Source organism: Terriglobia bacterium, assembly GCA_020072645.1.
GTDB lineage: Bacteria > Acidobacteriota > Terriglobia > Terriglobales > Acidobacteriaceae > Angelobacter.
On record JAIQGK010000002.1, the window covers coordinates 216,427 to 240,233 of the forward strand.

Here is a 23,807-nt window from a genome sequence, read left to right on the forward strand (position 1 = left end):
CGCGTAGAAGGCTTCGTCCATCGCGCTCGAACCACGGCTTTGGCTTACTCAGCAAATGACGACGATGGTACAAAGGAGCGGCTCCCCACACTCGGTTGACTGGTGACCCGAGCGCCGCCGAGTCCGGTTGCGACATGAACCGTCTGCTTGAAGAGAGCAACTTTGCCTGCTCGTTCGACTTTATCTTGGGTCAGATTCGTCGCGACATAGAGACGCCGGTCGCCGTTCCAGAGGAAGAACTTTTGGAGTTCCTCCTCCAGATGCTTATGAAAATGCGACGGGATTGCGATCTCTCCTCCTGCGCTGCTCTCCTGAAAGGTTGCCGCATCTTCGACTGCTTCTCCGATGCAGATGCGATCCCGGTGTCCTCGGGTTCCAAGTTTTGATACGAGCGTCGTCCCGATCGAACTGCCGACGGCCATGCCGAGATCCTTCGCCTCCGGGAGTAGCGTCTTGATAACGAGTTCCATAGCAGAATGAAGTGCGACAGCAGTGTCGACAGCTCGGGCGACAATGCGCTTTTCATCTCCTTGAGGCAGATGAAACAGCGCCTGGACACGGTCACCCTGAAATTGGACCCTTAGCCCGGAAAAATCGTGCTTAACAATTGAAGCCATCTCTTTCCGAATCGCGTGCAATACTCTCAGGGCCGTCTTCCCACTGTTCTCGCCGACCGCTTTGTCGATGTACGCGGTAAAGCCGGATACGTCACCGAAGACGGAGGCTGCCAAGACCCGCTTGTTATTGGTGATGCCGAGTGCATCGATATCAATCAACACCTCTGCGTCACTGTATTCGATCTGGTTGAGCGGGTACATTGCCTTGTCATCCTTCAGCCGCTGAAGACTCGCCGTGCGATCCCAGTTGATACCGTGCTCCACGAGGAGCGCATCCATTTCCTCCGTTGAAACGGCACCCATCTCGTAGACCGTTACGCTGAGCCGACTGTCTTCGACTTCTGTAAAGTAAGGCTGCAGGGTATCGGGTAGGGCTTCGTAAATCGTCTTCGTGACGCGAATGCCGTCCGTCCCTGTGAGAATCTTGGCGGCGTAGTTGGCCGGCGCTCCGAGAAACAGCAACTCGCGGTCGCCTCGATGACCGTTTTTTGTTCCGATAGCGTATCCAATGTCGCCGCCGCCGGAAACAGACAGGTTGGGCAACTTTGGGAACTCCGGGTTGAACACGCAGCGAACAAAGTATCGCAGAACCATTTGTAGCAGTACGGCGCGCGCCGCGATCTCAGCGGAATTATCGATCGGTCGGAAGAAAAGTGCGTGCAGCTTTGCACCCTGAAAATGTATGCGGACCCCGTCGAAGATATCTTGCCCCTCAACGATCCGAGCCACCTCGCGCTCGTAGATATGCAGCGCCTGAATCACCCGGCGATATTCCTCGCCCTCCGCTGCCATAGTCGCTAGATCCGCGAAGTTGGGAACATCAATATAGACGTGCGCGCCATAAATATCCCGGCAGCAGGTCTCAGAGAGGAGACTGTGCAGGTCGGCATCGCGTACGAGCTTTTCGACTTCGATTTCACCCATGTCGTTCAGGTGGCTCTGGACTCGGTCGAGACTTATGTCATGGTTCCAACTCATCTTGTTCTCCCTTGTATTACAGTTTTTTTGTTCATTGCCCGTTCTCCATGCTGTAAAGACAGACCTCGCCGATTCCTTTGAGCGGCACATTGGAATGAGCACGCAATTGGGTCCTTTCGGTCGCCGCCAGGTGTTCGTAGACGTCTGCCGATAGGACAACTGAAGCATTCAGTTCTTTGCATGCGCTTTCGCACCGTGCTGCGAGATTTACGGGAGGGCCGAGAACGGTAAATTGTCTCTTCAAGTCGCTGCCGACATTTCCACAGAAGATCTTCCCTGAACTCAGACCAACGCCGATCTTGACTGGGTTATTGCCGATTGTCTTCTTCGCAGCGCGGTCCACCATCTGCGTCGCGCAAGCGAGCGCCTCGGACGCCTGATTATCAACATCAAAAGGAAACCCCCAAACGCCCATCACTGCATCGCCGATGAACTTGTCCACATACGCGTGATGGTCGAGGAGGATTTTGACCATCTCATCGAGGTATTCCCCAAGCTGACTTGCCAGTGCATCCGGTGGCAGGGCTAGGCTCGTCGTCGTAAAACCGCGAATGTCCGCAAACAGAACAATGCCTTGAATTAGCCGGGGGTTACCGTAATCATCTCCTGAGCCCAGGAGCCGTGCGGTAATGTTCGGAGCAAGATGTGAGTTGAAAGCAGAAATCAGCCTGTGCTCATTTCGGTATCGAAATGCGCGTTCCGACGTAGCGTCAGCGAGTTTCGCCGACACGATCGCCAAGAGGTTGCGCGTGAACTGGTGACTGGTGGCCTGCAGCCGCCTAATTTCTGCGTAGGGGATGCGGAGAACTTCCACCGTTCCACAAGCAACCGCATCGGCTGTCCGGCGAGCACCCGGAGCGAGGAAGCCTTGCTCCCCTACAACATCGGTGGCACGCCGTGTCACTAGAAACGTGTCCTGAGAAAGAATCCGAACCTCACCGCGCAGGATGACGAGCATACTGTCCGCGAGCTCACCTTGTACGCAGATTTTCTGCCCGTCGTTGTAGAAAAAGATCCAGTCTTCGACGTTGGGGATGATCGTCGTGTCCGCTATACCCTCGAACAGAGGGATATTTGAGAGATCAAGCTTCGTGTTGTCCCATGCCGCCATCTGATCCTGTTTTCTCCACCAAGGCCCTTCCTTGCTGGTTCGCAATACATTATATACACAGTCATTTCATAATGTAAATTCGCAAACGCTGCGAACCATTGGCTTGACAAATGCCTTCTTTCGGATATAGTGGGCGTAGTGAAAAATTCAGCCTTTTTTGGTGCCTATGCCGACAGTAGGTGACCGCATCCGCGAGATCCGCGAAGAGATGCAGATCAACCAGGAGCAATTGGCAAATCGAGCTGGTTTGAGCAAAGGATTCCTCAGCGATGTCGAGAACAACAAGCGTAATATTGGTTCAGAGAACCTACTAAAGATTGCGAATGTCCTTGGCGCGTCAGTTGATTACCTTCTTCGTGGAGAGGCCGTAGAGCCCACGAGTTCTGAACCTGTTGTCATCCCTCCAGAGCTTTCCCAAGCCGCAGAAGAATTGGAACTCTCCTACGCAGCTACAGTGGAACTCTTGGAGGCACATCGATCGGTTATTGCCCGTCGAAGCAACAAAGGACTACGCAAGTTTTCGGTTGAGGATTGGAAAGAGCTCCACAAGCTGATAAAGAAAGTGTTCGGTTGATGTCACCCGCTTCTCTAAAACGCAACTACAAGATCCACGCTTTGGCCGGCGATCTCGGGATCAAGCCCTCAAGCGATCCGATAAGAGAAATCGTGCGTTTTTGCGAGAAGCGCATTCGACGATTTTTACGTGATTTTCCTGACTGTAAGACGCTCTCTCAATTGCTTGAAATCTCCGCGTCAAAACTAGGCACAAAATTTGAAGAGATCCACTCTGATACTGAACTAGTTGAAGTACGTGGACGTTACTTGCGCCAAAGTGAAAAGGCATTTGCGGGTCTTCACGAAGAGCTTTCAGCGAATGTTTTTGGCGTAACATTCAAGCGTCTCAATCGAAAAGCTTGGGAACTTCCGTACGTCTCTGTAATCGATTGTCGAGGGGAAAAGCAGTTCCGCTCGTATTACACCAAGTGGCATGAACTTGGTCATCTCTTGATACTTACGGACCAGATGCGCTTGGCATTCCGGCGAACACACTTTGGGTTGGACGACAAAGATCCAGAGGAGGCTTTGGTTGATGTAATTGCAGGTGCATTCGGATTTATGCCGGACCTTGTGAGTCCCCTTGCAAAAGGGCAGCCTTCTTTCGACCAAATCGAAAATATCCGTATTAAGATTTGTCCGGAGGCAAGCCAGCAGGCTTCACTCATCGGAATCGCAAAGGCTTGGCCTACTCCATGTATCTTGCTCCAGGCACAAATGGCTCTCAAGCGTGGCGAACGAAGAGAGCTTGCGCAAAGAACTCTGAGCTTTCAGGACAAACCCAAAGAGGTACTTCGGGCCGTACAAGTAATGATGAATGACGCTGCTCGCAGCGCAAATTTTGTGATTTTCCCAAACATGCGAGTTCCCGAACGCTCCATTATTCATCGAGTTTTTGCGGGTGAGACCGTCACTAGCCCAACAGTTGAGGATCTGTCTTTGTGGGAATCAAGCGATGGAAGTCGCCTTCCAGCCGCTAAGGTGCTCGTTCAGGCTCGACGGGCTTGGGATGGGGTTCGCGCGTTGATCACACCGCGTTAGAATACAGATTGTCTTGTTCCGTCAATCGCCCTAATAAACAAAGATGCGATCAAAAAGACCGCCTCGGCGAAAAATACCTCGTCGCGACTGAAAATGCCATTCTGGTAAAGAGCGCCAGGAGGTGTTGCGTTGTGCTTCCGGCTCAATGGTGACCTGGAAGAGAAGGCTGGCCAAATTGCGCACTTGGATAAGAACCGCGCTAACTGCTCACAGAATAATCTTGCATGGTTGTGTTTGCCTCTTGTTCCTGTACTCAGTTCCAGACCGAGCCGGGATGGCACGCCTTAGCCTGCTCCAGTCCGAATCGCTTTGCTTCCTGTCCATCCTGTCCATAAAATGCAGAAATTGGTTCTACTGGGCAGACAGGGCGGAAAGGGCAGAAAGGGCGGAAAGCAAAGAATCCGCTGTATTCATGCATATTTGAGGCTATGCCGCCGGAAATCAACAACTTGGGAAATTTAGGGTAGGTCAAATCCCTCCCTCTCCGCCACTTAAACAGTGTCCGGCCTTGAGACATAGGTAACAGAACGTACCGGAGAAACGGGTTACACTTTTGCCCCGAAAGGGTTTTCGAGAGGCTGCAGAGTTTTCTCCTCCAAATCTATAACCAAGATCATAGTTCATAAAGGTGACAAGCCAAATGCCTTAATTCAAAGGCCTTTGCTCATGATTGAGCGCTCCAATGAGTTCGAATCCCTTTCTCCGGCTAGCAGATTTCTTTGACTGGCCGCGCTCGAGCCGGTTACCGCAGTAGCACCCCAACGATATCTACAAAGAGGATCTTTACGATGGTCATGCCCGGGAAGATCATCGCGTAGCCAATGTCCGGCTTTTCGGTCGGCGCGAGTTTGTTTGAGTAGGCGAGGATCGCCGGATTGCCGCAAGCGCCCGCAACAATGCCCGCCACCTCGTCATACGGCATCCGGAAGATCCACAAGCCCAGGATCAGGACCGGCAGCACAAGTGCGACAAGCACGATCGCACCCAGTCCCAGCATCGTCAAGCCGCTGGAGGAGACCGTCGCGACGAACTTGGGTCCGGAAGACATTCCGACCTGCGCCAGAAATAACGTCAATCCAAGATTGCGAAGAACCAGATTGGCGGAAAGCGGGATGGTCCAGTTCATGCCGCGCGTGCGTCGTAGGTAACCTAACACTAGCGCCACTATTAATACGCCTGAAACGCCGATCGTGATCTTTCCAATGCCGGGCAGTGGCAGTTGTATGGCGCCCAGCAGGAAGCCGACTCCTATACCCAGACCGATGGAGATGTAGCTGAACTCGGCGGTTCCTTTGATTGAGTCGCCAAAGAACTTGCGCAAGGCCGCAAAATCACCGCGGCTGGCAAGCACGCCGATGCGATCGCCGAACTCAAGCACAAGATCGGGCCGCGACATCAGGTCGGTATCGCCGCGCCGAACGTGAAGAACAAACGCAGCCTTGTCCCCCGGGATATCGAGATCGCCGAGCGAACGGCCTACTACGCCGGGGCGCGAAGCAAACACCCGGAGATAGTCGAGATTACTGCGGTCCTTCATTAAACGGCCGTGCGCTGTTGCGCCGATGGTCTTGCTGGCCTCCTCAAGCGCCACTTTGGTGGGAGCCACTGCGAGAAGCACGTCATTCTCCGCAATTACCATGTTCGGGGAAGCCGGCTCGTTCCGTTGCCCGGTACGTACCGCGGCGATCTGGACCCCGGCGGGAAGCGTTGTCATCAGTTCGCCCAGCGTCCGTCCGAACATATCCAGGTTGTGCACCGAAATTTCAAGCATCTCAACTCCGGTGCCCGTGGGCATCTGGATCTTCGGCTTGAAAATCATGTAGACGATATACAAAAACAGGATGGGCCCGGCCACGCCGAACGGATAGGAAACCGAATAACCAACTGCGGCGTCGTCATTGTGAAGCGTTGCTATGATCGCCTGGAGCGTCGGCGTGCTGGTGCCCGATCCCGCAAACAACCCGAGCGCGTGTCCCAGCGGAAGGTGGAGCATTTTCGCGAAAAGAATGCTTACCGCACCCGCCGACATCACGCCTGTTAGCGCCATGATGTTTGCCCTGCGGCCAGAAGCACTGGTCAAGCCTATAAAAAACTGCTTGCCATAATGGATACCCACGCCATAGAGAAAAAGGGCGAGGCCCAGCGTACCGACCATTGCGGCAGGCGCTGCCTTCGGGGCGAACCAACCCACGGTGAGGCCTACAAACAAGACCGCACCAGCGCCCAGCGAGAAGCCTTTGATGTTGATCTCTCCTATCAGATATCCGAGCGCGATGGTGAGAAACAAAGCCATCAGCGGCTGCTGCTCAAGCAGAGTCTTGACCCACTCCATGTTGCCTCCTTCTTAACCTCAATAAACCGTCAGACCGTGGCTGCGGAATTGGCCTCGGGCCCGCTCCGTCAGCTCAGGACGGGGCGGCTCAACATTTTCCAGCTTGTATTGCAGGCCAAGCTTGTGCCATTTTTCCCTGCCCATCTGGTGAAAAGGCAGGATCTCCACACGCTCCAGGGTTTTTAACCCGGTACAAAAATCGGCAATTCTTTCCACGTTTTCAAGGCCATCAGTCAGTCCGGGCACCAGGCAAAGACGGACCCACATGGGACGCCCGAGAGCCGAAAGCCGGCGTGCAAAATCCAGCGTGGGCTGCAACTGATGGCCGGTGACCTTCTCGTAGATGGCTGGGTCGCCGGACTTGATATCGAGAATATGGAGATCGATATCCATCAATTCGTCATCGGTGAACCGTTCGCCGAGACGGCCTGAGGTTTCAATGCATGTGTGCAGCCCGATTTCCTTGCAGCGCCGGAAAATCCGGGCAACAAATGGCTTCTGCACCTGAGGTTCACCGCCGGAGAGCGTGATGCCACCTTTGCTGATCTTGAGCGCTGGTGCATACTTTCCGATGGTATGCATGGCGCGTGACACAGGGACAGGATGGCCGTTGAGCTTGTGCCACGTGTCTGGGTTGTGGCAGTACTGGCAGCGTAGCAGGCAGCCGGTAAGAAAACCTACAAAGCGTAGTCCGGGACCATCCACGGTGCTTCCCACTTCATAAGAGTGCACGTAGCCGATGAGATCGTCTTTTTCCCGGACCTCTTCGGTGTCCCCCGGATGGATAGCGTAATAGTCGTGTACTTTCTTGCTCTCGTGCGCGCCCTCGCGAGCGACGTGCAGGTCGTAGCGGCTTCCGACAAATGATTGACTCATTGCATATCTCCTACACAGCACGGTGGAATGTGCGGTTGATCACGTCTTGCTGTTGTTCTCTGCTAAGTTTCACGAAGTTCACGGCGTAGCCAGACACGCGCACCGTGAGTTGCGGATATTTTTCCGGATGTTCCATCGCGTCCTTCAGAGTTTCGCGATCGAGCACGTTGATGTTGACGTGGAAGCCTCCACTTGCAAAGTAAGCGTCCAGCGCGCCGACCCCGCGGGCAATGCGATCGCTCTGCTCGCCGAGCGCCGTTGGAACCACGGACAGAGTCAGCGAGATACCATCCTCAGCATCGTCGTAAGACAGCTTGGCCACTGACAACAGGGCTGAAAGAGCGCCGTGCGTATCGCGGCCGTTCGAGGGGTTCGCTCCAGGAGCAAACGGCTCGCCTTTCCGGCGTCCGTCTGGAGTGTTGCCGGTTGACTTGCCATAGACAACATTTGACGTGATGGTAAGCACGGATTGGGTGTGGGTGGCGTTGCGGTAAGCAGGATATTTCCGGATCTTTTCCATCATCTTTGCGACCAGCAGGCGAGCCATGTCATCGGCCTGGTCGTCGTTATTGCCGTAGAACGGGAACGTTCCTTCCGTCTTGAAGTCCACAATGATCCCGCGCTCATCGCGCACTGGAGTCACTTTGGCGTACTTGATTGCGGAAAGGCTGTCTGCCGCGTGTGACAGGCCGGCGATCCCGCAGGCCATGGTGCGCAACACATCGCGATCGTGCAGCGCCATCTCCAGCGACTCGTAGCAGTACTTGTCATGCATGAAGTGGATGATGTTCAGCGCGTTGATGTAGGTCTTGGCCAGCCAGTCCAGCATCGGATCAAAGCGGCTCATCACTTCGTCATAATCCAGCACCGCACTGGTAATGGGTGGAAGCTTGGGTCCAATCTGTTCGCCGCTGATTTCGTCGCGGCCCCCATTGAGCGCGTACAGCAGCGTCTTGGGCAGGTTCACGCGCGCGCCAAAGAACTGCATCTGTTTGCCCATGCGCATTGCTGAAACGCAGCACGCGATGCCGCAGTCGTCGCCCCATTTTGGCCGCATCAGGTCGTCGGACTCATACTGGATAGAACTCGTGTCGATGGACGCCTTGATGGCGAAGCGTTTGAAGCCGTCGGGCAGCCTTGGCGACCAGAACACCGTCAGGTTGGGCTCCGGCGCCGGTCCCAGATTGTTCAGGGTATTCAGCATGCGAAATGACGTCCTGGTCACCAGCGTGCGTCCGTCCTCACCCATGCCGCCAATGGCTTCAGTGACCCAAACCGGATCGCCTGAAAAAAGCTGGTTGTAGGCGGGCGCGCGCAGAAATCGCACAATGCGCCACTTGATCACCAGATCGTCGATGATCTCCTGGGCCTGCGACTCGGTCAGCGTGCCTTCGCGCAAATCGCGCTCAAAATAGATGTCCCAGAATGTGGAGAGCCGCCCGGCAGACATCGCCGCGCCGTTCTGCTGCTTGGTGGCCGCAAGATAGCCAAAGTAGGTCCACTGCACCGCTTCACGCGCGTTCGCGGCCGGCCCGGAAATGTCATGGCCATAGCTCAAGGCCATCTCCTTCAGTTCGTCGAGCGACCGGATTTGCTCCGCCAGTTCCTCGCGCAAACGGACCACTTCTTCAGTTGAATATTCATCGTCCAGTTCTCGTTTCTCGCGCTGCTTGTCCGTGATGAGAAAATCCACTCCATACAGCGCTACCCGGCGGTAGTCGCCGACGATGCGGCCACGCCCGTAGGCATCCGGCAGGCCGGTGATGATGGCGGATTTACGGGCCTTCCTGATGTCACCCGTGTAAGCGTCGAACACGCCATCATTGTGCGTCCTGCGATACTTGGTAAAGATTTCGGCAACTCGTGGATCGGGCTCATAGCCGTACGACTTGAGGCTGTCCGCCACCACGCGCCAGCCGCCGAAGGGCATGATCGCCCGCTTGAGTGGCGCATCCGTCTGCAGGCCGACAATGATCTCGTTTTCCTTGTCAATGTAACCGGGCCCATGTGCCAGAATGCCGGCGGGAGTCTGCGAGACGTCGAGGATGCCCTTCTCAAGTTCTTTTACGAGCAGTGGCTGCAGTTTCTGCCACAGGGCGAGCGTGCGCCTGGTCGCGCCTTGCAGGAACTGGCTGTTCCCTTCGTACGGGTTGTAGTTGAGCTGAATAAATTCACGAACATCAACGCAACTTTGCCACACGCCGGGCGCGAATCCCCGCCATGCGATTTCCCATTGCTCCCTTGCGATTTTTGGACTGGCTGCCATAATCTCCCCCCTCGCCTTCAGTTCATATATCTTGTATTTCAAAGTCTTCAGTTCAAACTGCCACCTTCAATTGGCGGATTGCCTGGATCATGCACCTGGTGTGGCGCGCGATCATCAGTTCTTCATTCGTCGAAATCACCCAAGCCGGAACGCGGCTCGCCGGCGTGCTGATGCCCGGCCCGCCCGCGGCATTCGCGATGGAATCGCATTCCACCCCCAGCCATGCCGCATTGCGGCAAACACGTTCGCGGATCGTCGCAGCATGTTCCCCGATTCCGCCGGTAAACACGAGGGCATCGAGCCCGCCCAGCGCTCCGGCCAGCGAACCTAGCTCACGATCGATCCGATATATAAAGAGGTCAACTGCAAACCTTGCCCGCGGATCGTCACTGGAGAGCAGCACTCGCATGTCGCTGGAAATACCGGAAACACCTAACAGGCCCGACTGCTGGTAAATGAGTTTTTCAATTGCTCGCGCGTCCATCTTCAACTCGTCCATCAGGTACAGCATCACCCCCGGATCGATCGCTCCGCAGCGCGTGCCCATCGGCAGGCCGTCCACGGCGGTGAATCCCATCGTGCTCGCCACGCTTCTGCCGGCATGCATGGCGCACATGCTGGCGCCGTTGCCCAGATGCAAGACGACGACGCGTCCAGCCGCTGCCTTTGCATCCAACTGCGGTAACGCGCTGGCAATGTACTCGTAAGAGAGGCCGTGAAAACCGTAACGGCGCACGCCGCGATCGGTGATGGCTGCCGGCAACGCGAATGCCTGGGCCAGTTCCGGCTGCGCCCGATGGAATGCAGTATCAAAACACGCCACCTGAGGCAGTTCAGGCCTCCGCCCAGCAAGCACCCGGATCGGCAAGAGATTGTGCGGCTGGTGCAGCGGTGCAAGAGGCACAAGTTGATCCAGCTTCGCAAGCACATCAGGCGTAACGAATGTTGGCTCGGAAAATTCGAGCCCGCCATGTACAACGCGATGGCCAACCGCAATCAGTCGATAGTCCTGGCTATAGTCGCGCATGAATCCGGACAGGTAGTCGATTGCCCCCGCATGACCCAGAGATGTGCCCTTTTCCCACGTGCGTTCGCGGATGGTAGTGCCCGCCGGGTCTTTCGCGACAAATCGCGGCGCGGTGTGCAGCCCCTCAATCTGGCCGCGAAAGCAGGGCTCCAGTCCAGGCGTCTGCGCCTGAAAAACAGAGAACTTGATGCTTGAAGAACCGGCGTTGAGTACAAGAATTACATCCGTCATCATGTCACCCGATTGTTGTGCCGGCGCTTTCGCGTCGGGCTTTGGCAACCAGCACCGCGATCGCGCAGGAAGCAAGCCGTGCTATGGCTGAGTCGGCGCGGCTGGTCAGTATGATCGGCACGCGCGCTCCCAGCACGATTCCGGCTGAGTCTGCGTCCGCCAGGAACGATAGACTTTTGGCGAGCATGTTGCCGGCCTCCAGGTCAGGTGCAATAAGGATGTCAGCCTGGCCCGCAACTGGTGAGTCGATTTTCTTGATTTTTGCCGCGGTGAGGTTGATCGCGTTGTCGAGCGCAAGTGGACCGTCCAGGATGCCTCCGGTAATCTGGCCGCGATCCGCCATCTTGCACAGTGCGCCGGCCTCGACGGTTGTTTGTACCTTGGGATTGATCGTTTCCATCGCCGACAAAATCGCCACCTTGGGCCGCGCTTTGCCAAGCGCGTGGGCCAGATCAATCGCGTTCTGGATGATATGGACCTTATCCTCTAGCGTTGGAAACATATTGACCGCGGCATCCGTGATAATGATTGCGCGGTCGAGCGATGGCACATCCATGACAAAGCAGTGGCTGATGCGGCGCTCGGTCCGGAGCCCGGTCTCGCGTTTGACTACGGCGCCCATTAGCTCGTCCGTGTGCAGGCTGCCTTTCATCAGCATCTCAGCCTTGCCTTCGCGCACCAGCTTGACAGATTCCTCAGCGGAGGCGGTGCTGTGCGGCGCGTCGACAATTCGGTAGCCGGAGATGTCCTTGCCAAGTTGGCGGGCGACCGCCTCGATTTTTGCGCGCGGACCGACCAGAATGGGGTTCAGCAGCCCGATTTCTGCAGCCTTGATCACCGCCGAAAGCGAACTCTCATCGCAGGGGTGGGCTACCGCGGTTGCCGTCGGCGGTAGCGACTTGCAGCGGGCCATCAGTTGTTCATATTTCTCGTGTTGGCGAACGATCGTAGCTGTGCTCATGCTTCAAAGCTACAGATACCCAGTGCAGGGGAGAACTGTCAGATTTGACAGCTGTCTCCCTCTCCGCCAGACAAGTCTCAGATCAGAGAATTCTTCCGTGGTTCCAAACCAAATATCCGCTTTCACCTGCCGCGACCGGAACTCTCCTATATATTATTGGAACCATGGCTGCATTCCCCATAGATCAGGTTCGCGCCGCTTTTCCTGCGCTACAAGACGACTTCATTTTCTTTGATAACGCTGCCGGAGCGCAGTCGCCCAAGGCGGTGCTGGACGCGGTGGCAGACCATCTTCTCCATCGCAATGTGCAGCGCGGCGGACGGTACAGGCAGTCCCAAGAGGTGGATGCAGTGATTGCACGCGCGCGGGAGAGCGTGGCCCTGCTGGTGAATGCGCGGCATCCTGAAGAAATTTCCTTCGGCATGAATGCCACTTCTTTCATGCGGCTCATCAGCATCGCCATTGGGCAATCATTGCAGCAGCGGCGTGAAATCATCGTTACTGACCTTGACCACGAGGCCAACATTGCCGTCTGGCTGGCTCTGGAGCGCGAAGGCGCGAAGATCATATGGTGGCAGTTCCGCGAGGACGGACGCCTTCATCCTGAAGACCTGGAGAAGCTCCTTTCGCCGCGAACAAGAATCGTGGCCTGCACGCTGGCCTCGAATGCCATTGGGTCCGTTCTCGATGTAGCGGAAGTTTCCCGGCGGGCCCATGCCGCCGGCGCTGAAGTGTTCATCGATGCAGTGCATTACGGCCCCCATGGGCCTATTGATGTGCAGGCATTCAATTGCGATTACCTGGTTTGTTCCGGTTACAAAATTTTCTCTCCGCACATGGGTTTCCTCTGGGGACGGCGAGAAACGCTCAATGCACTGCCTACTTTCCGCGAAGATTTTGTTCCGGACACCACGCCGGCGAAGTTGGAAATTGGCACCTATATTTACGAAAACGTGGCCGGAATGGATGCGGCGGTGCGATATCTGGAAGAGCTGGGACGGTGCGTGAATCCCGCCGCTGCGTCGCGCCGCGACACGCTTGCCGCGGGTATGGAATCCATTCGCAACTATGAAGCGCTGCTTTCCCGCGGCATGCTGGACGCGCTCTCCGCCGTAAAGGCTACGGTCTACGGCATTACCGCCAGCGACCATCTCTCACTTCGCACGCCGACGTTATGTTTTAATCTTCCTGGCATTTCACCGGCGAAAGTCACAGAGGCGCTGGCCCAACAGAACATTGGCGTGCGCGATGGCCACATGTATTCACCCCGCTTAATGAAACGCCTCGGATTGACTAAAGAAAGCGGCGCAGTCAGGGCGTCATTGGTGCACTACAACACTATGGAAGAAGTGCACAAATTTCAAAACGCTCTTGCCGCGATAGCCAAGTCCCATGACTGATCCCGCAGGTTCCCCTTCCCTGGCAGCATCCACGGCGGGCGAGCAACTTGCGCCTAAAGCCGAGGGCCTTCATCGCCGCCTGAAACAGCGGCAGCTCACCATGATGGCCATCGGCGGCGCTATTGGTGTGGGCCTTTTTCTGGGAAGCAGCGTCACGATTCGCCTGGCTGGGCCGGCTGTGATCTTGTCATATCTTCTCGGGGCCGGCATCGCTCTGATCATGTCTTACGTGCTGACGGAGATGGCTGTCGTCCATCCCGTGGCCGGGGCCTTTGGCGTTTATGCGGAAAAGTATCTGAACCCCTGGGCCGGATTTTCTATCCGTGCGACCTATGGCGTGGCGCAGATCATTGCCATTGGCGCTGAGGTCACCGCCGCCGCTATCTACATCTCCTACTGGTTTCCACATGTGCCGCAATGGATTTGGGTGGTGCTGGTTTCAGCCGCGCTGGTGGCCCTCAATTCCATGCAGGTCAACCGCTTGGGCGAGTTCGAATACTGGTTCGCCATGATCAAAGTGGCTGCCATTCTAGCTTTCATCATCGTGGGGCTGGGTTTGATTTTCGGCGTGGGCACAGGGCATGCGCTTGGATTGGCCAATCTCACGCGGCATGGAGGCTTTCTTCCCTCCGGCTGGAAAGGCGTCTGGCTCTCACTGACGATCACCGTAACAAGCTATATGGGCGTGGAAATAATTGCGGTTACTGCGGGCGAAGCCGAGCGTCCGGAAGTGACCATTCCCCGCGCCATGCGGAACATCGTTTATCGACTCATCTTTTTCTACGTGCTTGCCATTTCCATCATGGTCACCATGGTTCCCTGGAACCAGACGGGCAGTTCGTCCACCCTTTCGGGCAGTCCCTTTGTCACGGCCTTTGCAGCGGCGCATGTACCGTTTGCTGCCGCCATTATGAACTTCGTAGTGCTTACGGCGGCGCTTTCCAGCGTGAACACCAATCTTTATCTTTCAACGCGGATGCTTTTCTCTCTGGGCCGCGGCGGCTATGCGCCCGCGTGGATGGGCCGGGTCAGCCGCAACGGAGTGCCACATCTTGCGCTGCTGGCCTCCACTGCGGGGATCATCGCGGCCATCCTGCTGGCCATCTATGCGCCTAAGAACGCTTTTCTCATGCTCTATGGAACGGCAGTTGCGGGCATGTTGTTTGTCTGGCTGGTGATTCTCAACACCCATCTCCGATTTCGCAAGACTATTACCCGTGAAAGGCTGTTGAGTTTGCCCATGCGCCTTCCGGCGCACCCTTTTTTTACGATAGTGAACATCGTGTTGCTTCTGGGGATATCAGTGACTACTTTTTTTGTCGACGGCCTGCAATGGTCGATTCCTGCATTCTTGGTTTTTCTGGGCGTGATCTCGCTGGTCTATACGCTGCGCCCGAGGCAAGAACATTAACCACAAAGGAAGAGACACGAAGGTGGGAGTTTGTATGAGGAAATCCCTGGTGTACCTTTGTGTCCTTTGTGGTTAGCAGCTTTTCACTTTCTCCGCGCCTCGTATCTGCGTGGTAGATTCTATTTGGCAAGGAGGATCCTCAATGCCCGAAGCCGGCGAAGAAGTTTACTCTTCGCTCCGTGAACAATTCCAAGGCGACTTGCTGCTTCCGGGCGATGCCGCTTATGAAACTTCGCGCGGAATATGGAACGGTATGTTTGATCGCCGTCCGGGCCTGATTGCACGTTGCGCCGATGTCAGTGACGTTCAAAGCGCGATTCGCGCGGCTTCTTCCGCCGGGCTTTTGACGGCTGTCCGGTGCGGCGGGCATAGCCTTGCCGGATTCAGTACGTGCGATGGCGGAATGGTACTGGACCTCTCAAGATTGAGACAGGTTTCAGTGAATCCTGAAATGCGCCGCGCGCGGTTCGCTGGAGGCTGCCTGCTGGGATCAATTGATACGGCTACCCAGAAAGCCGGCCTGGTTTTTCCTTCCGGTGTAGTCTCGCATACCGGGGCCGGTGGCCTTGTTCTTGGTGGCGGGACCGGATGGCTCACGCGCAGATTCGGGTTGTCCTGTGACAACGTGGAAGCGTTCACGCTGGTCACAGCAGATGGTTCCATCCTGCGCGCGGACGCAACAAACAATGCGGATCTATTCTGGGCGCTGCGCGGAGGCGGCGGCAACTTCGGCGTGGTGACGGAATTTGAAGTCAAGCTGCATCCCCTCAGCTCTCTGGTACTGGCGGAAGGGCTCTGCCCTGGGTCCAACATTCGCCGGCTTCTGGAACTCTGGCGCAATTTCATGGCGGAAGCTCCGCTGGATTTGAAATGGAACATCAATCTACGGCTTGCCGCGCATAAAGAGAATGTGCCGGTTGAGCTGCGTGGGCATCCAGTAGCCAGCAACTCTTTGGTTTGGACGGGCGATCCCGCTGCCGGGCGCAAGTATCTGGAGCGCGCACTTTCCCTGTGCACTCCGGATTCTGTGAGTAGCAATGTTGTATCGTTTATCGGTCTACAGACTATGGCAGATTCGGACTTTCCCCATGGCCGGCGCTATTACACCAAATCGGGCTATTTCACTTATCTTGACGACGCAAGTATCGGTCTCATGATGGAAGCAGTCGCAGAAATTCCTTCACTTGACACAATGATTGAGCTTGCCTATCTGGGTGGCGCGGCGGCCCAGGTTGCTGCCGATGAGACTTCATTTGGCGATCGCAGCGCGCCTTTCGTACTCACTCTGCTGGCAAGCTGGTCAGAAGCGTCCGCCGACGCCAGCAATATTTCCTGGGTTCGCGGACTTTTCAACAAACTGCGACCGGCGATGAAACCTGGAGTCTATGTGAATTTTATGAGCGGCGACGAGCAGAACCGCGTCCCTGAAGCTTATAGAGAACGATGGGACCGCATGGTCGCGATCAAATCACACTATGATCCGGGTAACTTCTTTCGGATGAACCAGAACGTTCAGCCTCGCAACCCGAGTGCAAACATTGGGCAATGCAGCACGGCGACAAAAAGAGTTTAGCTCGCAGAGGTAACTGCATTCAGCGCCAGAATATCGACGTATTGTGGCTCCTGGCAAAACCTCAAGGCCATCCTTTGGCTGATCATCAAAGATCCAACATCTTCTTGATCTTCCCATCCACATAGAATGCTTCAATTCCTTTGCGAACCAGCCAGCTGAGGCCTTCCTGTTTTAGAAAATTATCAGCGGCTTGAGCCACAGCGTTGTAAAGATCTTTGCGGTTTTGCTTGGGAATCATCGCTGCTGTGAAACCACCCGGCGGGGTCGGTTGAATGGCATGAATGGGCTTGGGTATGTAATTGAGCTGGGGTAATTTCCCTCCCGACGCTTGCTTTAGGTTTGTGAGAAACGCCTGCGATTTTGCTCTCCCTAAGTCGTAATCATGATCGCGGAAATTCCTATACAAAAAACCGAGGAAAGAAAAAATGCCTGCGCCGGCTAGGTCTTTCTTTTCTGCTGTAATTGAATAGATGAGCATTTCATCTTTTTCGTGCAGATCCGCCGCTAATTCCAGCAGGAGTACAGTATCGAGCCACGTATCCGCTCCGCTGCTGCCAATCCGGGCTGAGAGACTGGCATATTCAGCCGCAAATTGCTTTTGGAGTTGCATGCGCGCTGTCTGCAGCTCAGCCATGCTGGGCTGCAGGCGGGGCAGAAGAATTTGTGTAACGTTTCTGATCTCCGATGCTTTCAGCGTTTGATTACTGAATAGGGCAAGAAGTTCCGTTGCACGCTGGTTCAGCAGGTTCACTGCAGCATTAACCGATTCGGCTTCTATCCAATCTCGAAACCCGGCCTGATTGTAGATGGCCTGGATCAGCGCACCAAGCATGGGTTTGAAACTTGCCTCTTTGTCAGTCATGCTGCTGAGCGACGGGTCTAACGGAGTGGGTGAAACAAACAAGTAAGAACGTGTCTCTGTCTGTTGATGATGATCTATTAGGTCAACCAGGTTCTTCGCCATGCCAAGGGGCTGGTTTTGAAACACTCCCCCATCTGTATACGCGAAATCTCTCGGAGTCTTTGGCCAGGGGGCCGCAAATGGCCCGGACAAATCCTGGAAACTACGGCTTAAAGCACAGGCGCGGAATGCAAACGGGAATGCGCCACAGGCCACAGCGGACTCGAGAATCGGGGACCAGGTAGCCTGTGAGTCACTATGTGGTCCCAGGTGAAACAAGATCTGGTCTTGAAAGCGCGTGTAGTTGAACGTGCCGCCGCTTAGAAGAGGGCGCTCATAGTCGATCCCGTTTAGGTTAGAGAGAGCCAGCCCCAGAGAAATAGCCCCATCAGGGTTGAGGGCGGGATGTTTTATCGCTGTAGGAATAGTTGTCTGATACCGACCAAGGAGGAACTGTTTTGCTATTTTCCTCACAAAATCTGATGAAAGAATCGAGAAGTCTGAGGATTCATTGGCCCCGAGTGGAAGCAGGCCTTGTATGTCCACTCCGGCAATCCACGCATTATAAAAAGGATTGTTATAGGGATCGCTCACTGGTCCCGTGTAAAGGAGCGTTTGCGATGCAATCGCGGCGGTCATCCCACCAGCAGAGGCCCCGGTCAAAACGTCAATGTAGATTCTTTGGTCGGCGGAGGCGGTTTGGTTATGCTGGCACAAGGCATCAAAGACCTCAAAAAGAACTCCGGCTTCGAAGCTGCCGAGCGAAACAGCACCCGCGATAGTAATGGCGAGTCGATATGGCATTTTTTCCTTTGTAGAGCGGCGGGAGGCCGTGTCTGTTAATGATAACGGCAAAAAGTGATCTACACCTTCGCACAAAACATTACTCATGCTCCGGCAACTGTTTGTCTCCAGCATCACCTTAAAGTAAATGCCTTAGCGATTCTTCTCTGCGTTTCTCTTCGTGCTATTCTGAAATTTCCATCATGCGTACTTTCTTTCTCATCCTCTGCTTGTTGGTCCTTGTGCCGATTATGGCATTGTTCTTTATGTCTGCCACACCAGTGGTAACGCTGCCGCCGTCGCTTATGGCCCTGGGGCAATCCACGCCAATTACCATCAACGTTAGCGATCCTCATGGCATTCGTAGCGCCGTGGCAACGGTGGAGCAGAATGGCTCCAGCTACAAAGTGTGGGACATGGAGCAGCCTTCGCACCGTCTGCACTGGAAAGGCGGAGTCGCGGACGCGACATATACTTTCAACGCTGGCGCAAAGACCACGCCGCAGCTCAAGGACGGCAAAGCTCGCCTGATCGTGGAAGCCACCTCGAATGACTTTCGTGGCAAGACGGTCCGCAGCGAGCGAGAAGTCACGGTCGTAACGCGCCCGCCCTCTGTCAGCGTGGATTCAGACCAGCACTATCTTTATCTGGGCATGGCTGATTTGGTGACGTTCAATGTTTCCGGATATGCCAGTGAGTCCGGCGTGCGCGTGGGTGACGAGAAGTTCCGCAGCTGGCCCATGCCCGGCGGCAAGCCCGGATTGTTCTCACTCTTCGCTTTTGCCTGGAACATGCCCCTGAGCACGCCTCCGTTGGTTTATGCCACCGATCCCGCCGGCAATGAAGTCACCGGACAGATGGTTTATCAATTCCCAAAGAACGAACAGCCAAAGTATCGCGTGCGCGATCTGCAACTGGACGACAAGTTCGTCCAGAAGGTAGTGAATGAGCTCGATCCCGGCGGGTCAGGCGATCCGATAGAACGCTTTGTGAAGATCAATAGTGAAATGCGCCGCGCCAATAACAAGACTCTTGCCGATCTGCGCCTCAAGACCGCGGACCATTTTCTATGGTCGCAGCCGTTCAGGCAGCAATCCAATTCCAAGGTGGAAGCAAACTTTGCCGACGTGCGCAACTATATTTACCAGGGCAAGAAGATCGACCAGCAGGTCCACCTGGGCTACGATCTTTCCATCACGCAGCACGTCGGCGTGGAAGCCACGAATGACGGGCGCGTGGTCTATGCCGCGCCGCTGGGCATTTACGGCAACTGCATTGTGGTGGACCACGGTTATGGATTGCAGTCGATTTACGGCCACCTGAGCCAGATCGACGTGCATGAAGGCGACATGGTGAAACGCGGCCAGATCATGGGCAAAAGCGGCATGACCGGCATGGCCGGAGGCGACCACATCCATTTCAGCATGCAGCTTGAGGGCATCCAGATTGATCCCAAAGAATGGTGGGACGCCCACTGGATCAAAGACCACATCGCCAAGCGAGTGGATTTGCCGGGATTCAATAACTAGCGGGCAGTCTTCTCACTTCTTTTTTAAACAACAAAAGCACCGCCATTTCCGGCGGTGCTTTCGTTTAAGATATGCGCTTTGCTATTGCGAAAGCAGTTTCACTCCGTGCGGTACCAGCGCCTTTGCCCAGGGCACGTAGGCATAGATCATAACGATCACGCCCACAATCGCTCCCAGGGCAATCGAGTGCCAGACAACAAAGCGGAAGATAAAGCCTTCATTGCCCACCTGGTTAGTAGCAGCCGTGGCCACGCAAATGGATTGCGCATCCACCATCTTGCCCATCACGCCGCCGGCGCTGTTTGCCGCCGTCATCAGCACGGGATCCAGGCCAATTTGCTGGGCCGTGATCTTCTGTAAGCTGCCGAACAACGCATTGGAAGAAGTATCGCTTCCGGTGAGCGCCACACCAAGCCAGCCCAGGAATGTCCCGAAGAAGGGGTAGAACCATCCTGTATGAGTGAATGCCAGGCCCAAGACAGCGTCACTCCCTGAGTATCTTGTAACAAATCCCAGACCAAGCATCGCGGAGATGGCTATCACCGCCCACCGCATGCGGAAAAGCGTATGTCCAAAGATTGTCATCAGCTTCCCAAGGCTTACGCCCCGAATCAGGCCGCCAATGATCGCCGCCAGGAAGCAGCCCGTGCCGGTGGCAGAGAGCCAAATGAACGGGAATCGCGCGCCTTCAGGCGTAGGCTTGGCCACGACCGGTTGCGCTCGTGAAATCTTATTGTGGATTGGGGTATCCCATCCGCCGCGGGGCTTGCCATCGGGCGTTGTCCAGGCAGGCGTGGTCTTATTCAGCATGACTTTAACCGGCTTGTAGCCCCAAAGGAACACGAAGACGGACAGAATCAGGAATGGCAGCCAGGCTTTAAAGGTCTGTCCAAAAGAATAGGAGTGAACCTCCGGTCCTGAGCCGCCGGAAACGCTCGGAACGCTCTTCCCTGCCGGGGTGACGGCTATGTGGCCTCCCTCGTCCTCAAAGCGCCAGATCTTTTTGGGCTTCCAGAAGAGCAGGAACACGACTGTGCAGAGCAGCGAAAACAGGCCAGCGGTGATGTCAACCAGGTTGCTATCCATGTGGTTCGACCAGAAATACTGCATCGACGCAAAGGAAATTCCTACAACTGCAATAGCCGGGAAAACTTCGAACGTTTCTTTCCATGAAACCATCGCGCGAACCAGCCAGAAGGGCACAATCACTGCTGTGATGGGCAGAATGCGGCCGATCATCGCATTCATATCGGCTTCCGGCATTGCCGTCACAGTAGCCAGCATGTGCACTGGTGTTCCGATTGCGCCCCATGCCACGGGCGCCGTATTGGCAATCAGGTTGAGCGCCGCGGCGTGGAACGGCTTGAATCCCAGCCCGATCATGAAGGCTCCGGCAATCGCCACCGGAGAGCCGAATCCCGCGCAACCTTCAATGAACGCGCCAAAGCAGAAAGCCACCAGAAGCAATTGCAAGCGGCGGTCGGCGGTAATTCCGGCCACAGACGATTTCATGATCTCGAAATCGCCCGTGCTGACGGCAATGTCATACAGGTAAACGGCCGCCACCACAATCCAGACGATGTTCAGCAATCCTGTAGAAACACCAAAGAGGAAGCTGCCAGCGGCCAGCGAAATCGGCATGTGAAAGGCCAGGCAGGCAACCAGGACCGCCGTCCCCGCCCCGGAAAGAGCAGCCCAGTGCGGCTTAACGCGAAAGCCCGCCATCATGGTGAACAGCACAACAATCGGGAGGGCAGCCACCAGAGCGGAAAGCCACCAGTGTCCAAAAGGATCGTAAATTTGTGTCCAAGTCGGCATCAGTTTCTCCTGAATTGAGAACTTCCGTTGGCCCAACTTAAGAAGCTATCGCACCCCGACCCCGGGCCACGTGCAGACGAAATGAGGCGTAAAAGTGCGCCATAACTTTCAGCCCTGAGAGATGATCTGTCAAGTATTTTGTGTGATCTGGGGCGGCTTCCGAGGGGAAATCCTTATAAAAAATCGTTCAAATGCCCAATCAAGAGCAGGGGTCGGAGACACGCATCTTTTAGAAACTCTATGAGCGTACGCACGGTCGAGAGTGGATTATGTCAGCCCTTGACGGCCCCAACGGTAAACCCGGCGATGAACCTATCCAGGAATAAGTTATAGATAAATGCAATCGGCAGGCTGGCAATCAGGCAAGCCGCCATCAGTGATCCCCAGAAATAGACGTCGCCGCGCACCAAAAAGATTGGGATGCCCACGCCGACCATCTGCTGCGATTCCGGCGAAATAAAGGTCAGAGCATAGACATATTCCTGCGTAACCAGCGTAAACGTAAAAATCACCACGGTCAGAATGCCGGAAAGCGAGATCGGCACCACCATCTTGATGAAGGCGCCAAACCGAGTCAGCCCGTCGACCATGGCCGCATCTTCCAGCTCACGCGGGATCGACTTGAAGAAGCCCATCAGGAGCCAAATGGAGAACGGCACGGTCACGCTGGGATAGACAAGCACCAACGACCATATGGTGTCTTGCAGGCCAAGTGACGCCACCACGCGGGAAAGCGGAATAAACAGCAGAGTCGGCGGCACAAGGTAGGTAAGAAAAATCCCAATGCCCAACCGCTCTCCCCATCTGCCGGTGAGCCGGGCCAACGCATAGGCCGCAGGGACAGCCAGCAAGAGCGTAATCACCACCACGATCATGCCCACCAGCGCCGTGTTCTCCAGCCAGCGCAGGAAGCGCGTCTGGGTAAAGAGCAAGCGCAGATTGTCGAGGGTCGGCGGAAGATTGAAGATGAATGGATTGTTTTCCATTCCGTACAAATCAATGTTTTGCTTGAAGGTGGCAATCACCATCCAGTAGAACGGAAAGGCCAGCAGGACGGTGAACACCGTGAGCACCAGCATCTTTACCGTGGTGGGCCACGGATTCTGATTTTCAAATGCTCGCGTTACGCTCTCCGATCGCAAATACCAGATGAGAGCTGCCGAAATACCCATCTGGACCACGAGGAACACGGCCAGTTGGTAATGCGCCTGGCGCAATGCATACAAAAACAGCGCCAGCAGACAGCCGATGACATCAGCGGCACACAAGAAGAACAGAAATGTGCGGGCCGCATTGTGCAGCTTCCAAAGCCCCAGGGCGATCAGCACCATCACCAGCACGGCCACCAGTCTGAAAATTCCTGTGAGTCCCCCTGCGTGATGCAACAGCGTTAGTCCCAGCAGAGCCGCAGCCCCAGCCAGTAACAGCGCACTGATGGCACTAATCCCTAATGGCCTTTTGGCCCCGGCTGTGGTCGCGCTGAGTTTGGCTGCGGTCGCCATCACACCACCTCCGCCCGGTTAGCCACGCGCAACATGAAATATGCAATCACAACCAGCACCGGCACCAGGAAGACGGAAATTGCCGCTCCCGCCGCCAGGTCGCTGCCCTGAATGCCCTGCGTAAACGCCAGGTTGGGCAGAGTCTGCGTTGAATCGTAGGGGCCGCCGTTGGTCAGAAGATTGACTACCGCCAGATCCGTAAAGGTGAAGATGGTGCCAAAAAGCACCGCCACACCGAGGATTGGCGTCATCATGGGCAGGTTGATTTGAAACAGCGTGCGCCAGAATCCTGCGCCGTCAATCGACGCCGCTTCCGGAATCTCCTTGGGTATGGCGCTTCTGCCGGCCAGCAGGATCACGGTTGAAAACGGAATCAGCCGCCAGCAATGCACCAGGATGACTGACGTGATGGCCAGTCCTTCTTGGCCGAGCCACATTGGCGGAGAATATTTATTGACAAATCCCAGCGAGACCAGCGCCCAGGTGATCACGCTGTAAATGGAATCAAGAATCCATTTCCAACCGATCGTTCCAAGCGATACCGGCGCTACCCACGGCAACAGGATCAAAAAGCGGACCAGCCCGCGTCCGCGGAAAGGTTTTTCCAGCGCAATGGAAAGAATGTTCGCACAGACCATCACAATGACCTGCGCGGCAACGGTGAAGATAATTGAGTTTTTGAGCGCCGCCTTAAAACTGGGGCTTTGAAGGATGCTCCGAAAATTCTCCAACCCGACCAGATGCCTCCAGAAGTGCGCCAGGTCCATGTCCGTGCCGATGCGGGCATCACTGAAGGCATAAAAAATGGCCAGGAGAAACGGTAACCCGATCAGCAGCACGATGTACAAGAGGGCAGGACTGAACATGGCAATACCGAGCAATGGGCTCTTGGCCG

The 23,807-nt window shown here is 55.5% G+C and carries 17 protein-coding genes; 6 read left to right on the forward strand and 11 right to left on the reverse strand.

The features are described 5' to 3' along the window. Positions 1 to 44 precede the first annotated feature (44 nt). Together LAO76_03045 and LAO76_03050 are read right to left on the reverse strand one after the other, a co-directional pair. Positions 45 to 1,595, reverse strand: a complete 1,551-nt coding sequence (locus tag LAO76_03045) for a hypothetical protein (protein MBZ5489890.1) — start codon at positions 1,593 to 1,595, stop codon at positions 45 to 47. Between the two features lie 31 nt (positions 1,596 to 1,626). After that, the gene (locus tag LAO76_03050) at positions 1,627 to 2,706 is read right to left on the reverse strand and encodes a cyclic nucleotide-binding domain-containing protein (protein MBZ5489891.1); all 1,080 of its coding nucleotides are present in this window, start codon (positions 2,704 to 2,706) and stop codon (positions 1,627 to 1,629) included. Positions 2,707 to 2,872: 166 nt separating this feature from the next. Here LAO76_03050 and LAO76_03055 point away from each other — a divergent pair, with 166 nt between their 5' ends. Next, the gene (locus LAO76_03055; protein MBZ5489892.1) at positions 2,873 to 3,280 is read left to right on the forward strand and encodes a helix-turn-helix domain-containing protein; all 408 of its coding nucleotides are present in this window, start codon (positions 2,873 to 2,875) and stop codon (positions 3,278 to 3,280) included. Next, positions 3,280 to 4,302, forward strand: coding sequence for a hypothetical protein (locus LAO76_03060; GenBank protein ID MBZ5489893.1), 1,023 nt, complete (start codon positions 3,280 to 3,282; stop codon positions 4,300 to 4,302). Before LAO76_03055 ends, LAO76_03060 begins: the two co-directional genes overlap by 1 nt. Positions 4,303 to 5,044: 742 nt before the next feature. Here LAO76_03060 and LAO76_03065 read toward each other — a convergent pair. The 5 genes from LAO76_03065 to LAO76_03085 are packed head-to-tail and all read right to left on the reverse strand — an operon-like array spanning position 5,045 to position 11,980. Next, positions 5,045 to 6,634: a YidE/YbjL duplication gene (locus tag LAO76_03065; protein MBZ5489894.1), complete on the reverse strand. Its 1,590-nt coding sequence runs from the start codon at positions 6,632 to 6,634 to the stop codon at positions 5,045 to 5,047. 18 nt (positions 6,635 to 6,652) lie between these two features. Then, positions 6,653 to 7,510, reverse strand: coding sequence for a pyruvate formate lyase-activating protein (pflA, locus tag LAO76_03070; GenBank protein MBZ5489895.1), 858 nt, complete (start codon positions 7,508 to 7,510; stop codon positions 6,653 to 6,655). Between the two features lie 10 nt (positions 7,511 to 7,520). After that, on the reverse strand, positions 7,521 to 9,776 hold the full coding sequence (pflB, locus tag LAO76_03075) for a formate C-acetyltransferase (GenBank protein ID MBZ5489896.1): 2,256 nt from the start codon (positions 9,774 to 9,776) through the stop codon (positions 7,521 to 7,523). A gap of 52 nt (positions 9,777 to 9,828) precedes the next feature. Next, entirely contained in the window at positions 9,829 to 11,034 is a 1,206-nt protein-coding gene (locus LAO76_03080) for an acetate/propionate family kinase (protein ID MBZ5489897.1), read from the reverse strand. Positions 11,035 to 11,038: 4 nt separating this feature from the next. Next, positions 11,039 to 11,980: a bifunctional enoyl-CoA hydratase/phosphate acetyltransferase gene (locus tag LAO76_03085; GenBank protein ID MBZ5489898.1), complete on the reverse strand. Its 942-nt coding sequence runs from the start codon at positions 11,978 to 11,980 to the stop codon at positions 11,039 to 11,041. A 179-nt stretch (positions 11,981 to 12,159) separates the two neighbouring features. Between LAO76_03085 and LAO76_03090 the strand changes: the two genes are divergently transcribed. The 3 genes from LAO76_03090 (at position 12,160) to LAO76_03100 (ending at position 16,379) form a co-directional block, all read left to right on the forward strand. After that, positions 12,160 to 13,395 carry a cysteine desulfurase-like protein gene (locus tag LAO76_03090; protein ID MBZ5489899.1) on the forward strand — a complete coding sequence of 412 codons (1,236 nt, stop codon included), beginning with the start codon at positions 12,160 to 12,162 and terminating at the stop codon, positions 13,393 to 13,395. Beyond that, positions 13,388 to 14,806: an amino acid permease gene (locus tag LAO76_03095; protein ID MBZ5489900.1), complete on the forward strand. Its 1,419-nt coding sequence runs from the start codon at positions 13,388 to 13,390 to the stop codon at positions 14,804 to 14,806. The genes LAO76_03090 and LAO76_03095 overlap by 8 nt, the downstream gene beginning before the upstream one ends. Positions 14,807 to 14,948: 142 nt before the next feature. Continuing rightward, on the forward strand, positions 14,949 to 16,379 hold the full coding sequence (locus LAO76_03100) for an FAD-binding oxidoreductase (GenBank protein ID MBZ5489901.1): 1,431 nt from the start codon (positions 14,949 to 14,951) through the stop codon (positions 16,377 to 16,379). An 85-nt stretch (positions 16,380 to 16,464) separates the two neighbouring features. Here LAO76_03100 and LAO76_03105 read toward each other — a convergent pair whose 3' ends face one another. Further along, positions 16,465 to 18,171, reverse strand: coding sequence for a patatin-like phospholipase family protein (locus LAO76_03105; GenBank protein MBZ5489902.1), 1,707 nt, complete (start codon positions 18,169 to 18,171; stop codon positions 16,465 to 16,467). A 95-nt stretch (positions 18,172 to 18,266) separates the two neighbouring features. Between LAO76_03105 and LAO76_03110 the strand changes: the two genes are divergently transcribed. After that, entirely contained in the window at positions 18,267 to 19,592 is a 1,326-nt protein-coding gene (locus tag LAO76_03110; protein ID MBZ5489903.1) for a M23 family metallopeptidase, read from the forward strand. Positions 19,593 to 19,673: 81 nt separating this feature from the next. On the opposite strand, the gene LAO76_03115 is transcribed toward LAO76_03110, so the two are convergent. The 3 genes from LAO76_03115 to LAO76_03125 form a co-directional block, all read right to left on the reverse strand. Next, on the reverse strand, positions 19,674 to 21,410 hold the full coding sequence (locus LAO76_03115) for an L-lactate permease (protein ID MBZ5489904.1): 1,737 nt from the start codon (positions 21,408 to 21,410) through the stop codon (positions 19,674 to 19,676). 272 nt (positions 21,411 to 21,682) lie between these two features. Then, positions 21,683 to 22,489: a carbohydrate ABC transporter permease gene (locus tag LAO76_03120; GenBank protein ID MBZ5489905.1), complete on the reverse strand. Its 807-nt coding sequence runs from the start codon at positions 22,487 to 22,489 to the stop codon at positions 21,683 to 21,685. Between the two features lie 422 nt (positions 22,490 to 22,911). After that, positions 22,912 to 23,778 carry a sugar ABC transporter permease gene (locus LAO76_03125; protein MBZ5489906.1) on the reverse strand — a complete coding sequence of 289 codons (867 nt, stop codon included), beginning with the start codon at positions 23,776 to 23,778 and terminating at the stop codon, positions 22,912 to 22,914. Positions 23,779 to 23,807: the final 29 nt, after the last annotated feature.

What these genes read in the sequence shown, in the direction of transcription:
- LAO76_03045 (MBZ5489890.1), bottom strand. Translation starts at nt 1,595, where the DNA reads ATGAGTTGGAACCATGACATAAGTCTCGACCGAGTCCAGAGCCACCTG.
- LAO76_03050 (MBZ5489891.1), bottom strand. Translation starts at nt 2,706, where the DNA reads ATGGCGGCATGGGACAACACGAAGCTTGATCTCTCAAATATCCCTCTG.
- LAO76_03055 (MBZ5489892.1), top strand. Translation starts at nt 2,873, where the DNA reads ATGCCGACAGTAGGTGACCGCATCCGCGAGATCCGCGAAGAGATGCAG.
- LAO76_03060 (MBZ5489893.1), top strand. Translation starts at nt 3,280, where the DNA reads ATGTCACCCGCTTCTCTAAAACGCAACTACAAGATCCACGCTTTGGCC.
- LAO76_03065 (MBZ5489894.1), bottom strand. Translation starts at nt 6,634, where the DNA reads ATGGAGTGGGTCAAGACTCTGCTTGAGCAGCAGCCGCTGATGGCTTTG.
- pflA (MBZ5489895.1), bottom strand. Translation starts at nt 7,510, where the DNA reads ATGAGTCAATCATTTGTCGGAAGCCGCTACGACCTGCACGTCGCTCGC.
- pflB (MBZ5489896.1), bottom strand. Translation starts at nt 9,776, where the DNA reads ATGGCAGCCAGTCCAAAAATCGCAAGGGAGCAATGGGAAATCGCATGG.
- LAO76_03080 (MBZ5489897.1), bottom strand. Translation starts at nt 11,034, where the DNA reads ATGACGGATGTAATTCTTGTACTCAACGCCGGTTCTTCAAGCATCAAG.
- LAO76_03090 (MBZ5489899.1), top strand. Translation starts at nt 12,160, where the DNA reads ATGGCTGCATTCCCCATAGATCAGGTTCGCGCCGCTTTTCCTGCGCTA.
- LAO76_03095 (MBZ5489900.1), top strand. Translation starts at nt 13,388, where the DNA reads ATGACTGATCCCGCAGGTTCCCCTTCCCTGGCAGCATCCACGGCGGGC.
- LAO76_03100 (MBZ5489901.1), top strand. Translation starts at nt 14,949, where the DNA reads ATGCCCGAAGCCGGCGAAGAAGTTTACTCTTCGCTCCGTGAACAATTC.
- LAO76_03105 (MBZ5489902.1), bottom strand. Translation starts at nt 18,171, where the DNA reads ATGAGTAATGTTTTGTGCGAAGGTGTAGATCACTTTTTGCCGTTATCA.
- LAO76_03110 (MBZ5489903.1), top strand. Translation starts at nt 18,267, where the DNA reads ATGCGTACTTTCTTTCTCATCCTCTGCTTGTTGGTCCTTGTGCCGATT.
- LAO76_03115 (MBZ5489904.1), bottom strand. Translation starts at nt 21,410, where the DNA reads ATGCCGACTTGGACACAAATTTACGATCCTTTTGGACACTGGTGGCTT.
- LAO76_03120 (MBZ5489905.1), bottom strand. Translation starts at nt 22,489, where the DNA reads ATGCTGGTGCTCACGGTGTTCACCGTCCTGCTGGCCTTTCCGTTCTAC.
- LAO76_03125 (MBZ5489906.1), bottom strand. Translation starts at nt 23,778, where the DNA reads ATGTTCAGTCCTGCCCTCTTGTACATCGTGCTGCTGATCGGGTTACCG.